General features: G+C 66.7%; 1 protein-coding gene. It reads right to left on the minus strand.

Annotated features, from left to right (window positions below; translation table 11 throughout):
- Positions 1-433 precede the first annotated feature (433 nt).
- Positions 434-1,798: protein-disulfide reductase DsbD family protein (locus ACT6Y9_RS10770; RefSeq protein ID WP_443744528.1), on the minus strand; the 1,365-nt coding region annotated here is incomplete at its 5' end.

Consider the following 1,798-nt stretch of genomic DNA (forward strand, 5'->3'; position numbering starts at 1 on the left):
CGATGAACTGGTAGGTGTGATCAGGCATGAGCTTCGCCATGCAGTGGTCGAGCTGACGAATCGCCTGGTTTGTGTTCCGGTCGTATTGGCGGCAGGTGCGCATGATCTCGGTTCGGTATGACTTTTTATTTTACAATAGATTTGATAGTTTTTGTTGAGAGCAAATAAAAAGGACTTGCCTGTTACACAGGGCAAGTCCTGAAACTAAATGAGGGGGATCCACTAATTTTTCTTTGGGGCGGGATACCAGTCTGAGAGAAATTCACGATTAATTCAAATGAGTCCCGTCTGTTAAAGAGCATCTGCATGGTGTTCCTTTCGGGCACCAGGTAACTGGACTGCATCCAGACGCTCTTCACTGCGAACAGGCAGGGCGTGTTGTCAGCTCCCCGAGCGCGATATGAGTTTCGGGGGCAAAGCTTCAAAGTGGAAGCTACTTCCGCTCGAGCGCCTCGATCACGATGCCGGGCGTGAGGAGCTCGGGGAGCACCTCCACGCGGCCGCCGGGGCGGTGGATGAGGTAGAGCGGCACGCCGCTTCTGCCGAACTCGGCGAGCACGCGGGCGATTTCGGGGTTGCGGTTCGTCCAGTCGCCTTCGAGCCGCACGTAGCCGAGCTCGTCCATGCGTTGGAGCACCTCCCCGCGGTCGAGCGCGGCGACGCGGTTCGCCTGACAGGTGAGGCACCAGGCGGCGGTGAAGTCCACGAAGACGGGATGCCCCTCGGCGAGCGCCGTCTCGACGGCCTCGGGGCTCCAGGGCGCCCAGCCCGCTGCGGCGGAGGAAGTCTCCTCCGTTCGGCTGAAGACACCGCTCCCGGCGACGACGGCGGCGGCCGCCGACACGGCGACGAGGAGCGCCATCAGGGCCGTGTTCGTTGCGCGCCCCCACTGCCGGCGCCCGAAGAGCCAGCAGAAGGCGCCCAACGCCCCCATGCCGCAGAGGATCGTGAGCACGCCGCGGAAGTCGAGCTGGCGCGAGAGCACCCAGACGAGCCAGAGCACGGCGAGGAGCATTGGGACGGCCATCACGCGCCGGAAGGTCTCCATCCAGGGACCGGGCTTCGGGAGGCGCTTCGCCCAGGCCGGGAAGAGGCAGAGGAGAAGCCAGGGGAGCGACATGCCGAGCCCGAGGGCGACGAAGACGAGGAGCGCCTCGAGGACGGGCTGTGTGAGGGCGTAGCCGAGCGCCGCGCCCATGAAGGGCGCCGTGCAGGGGCTCGCCACCACGACGGCAAGCACGCCGGTGAGGAAGCTCGCGGGGAGGCCCGTCTGGGGCGCCGCGCGCAGCGCCCGGGCGTCGGCGACGCGGCTGCCGAACGTGAATTCAAAGAACCCGAGGAGGTTGCAGGCGATCCCGGTGAAGAGGAGCGCAAGGACCGACACCACCATGGGCGACTGAAGCTGGAACCCCCAGCCGAGGGCGTGTCCGGCCGACCTGAGGCCGATGAGGGTCCCCGAGAGGACGAGCATCGTGAGGACCACGCCCGCGGTGAAGGCGAAGCCGTGCCCGGCGAGGCGCCGGCCTTCGCCCGCGCCGCGCATGAGGTCGAGGAGCTTGAGGGAGAGGACCGGGAAGACGCAGGGCATCAGGTTGAGGATGAGGCCTCCGAGGAACGCAAAGGCGAGGGCCGAGAGCGCCGTGAAGCCGAGGACGGGCGCCGCTGCGGCGTGCCCGTCCGGATGGGCGGCCGCTGCGGCCGGAGGCGGCGCCACCGGACCTGCCTCAAGCGGAATCGAAGTCTCGACCGCCCAGCCGCCCCGCTGCGGGCCGCCGTCGGCGACGAGGACGCCTTCGAG

The organism is Sutterella sp., assembly GCF_052272535.1.
Taxonomy (GTDB): domain Bacteria; phylum Pseudomonadota; class Gammaproteobacteria; order Burkholderiales; family Burkholderiaceae_F; genus Sutterella.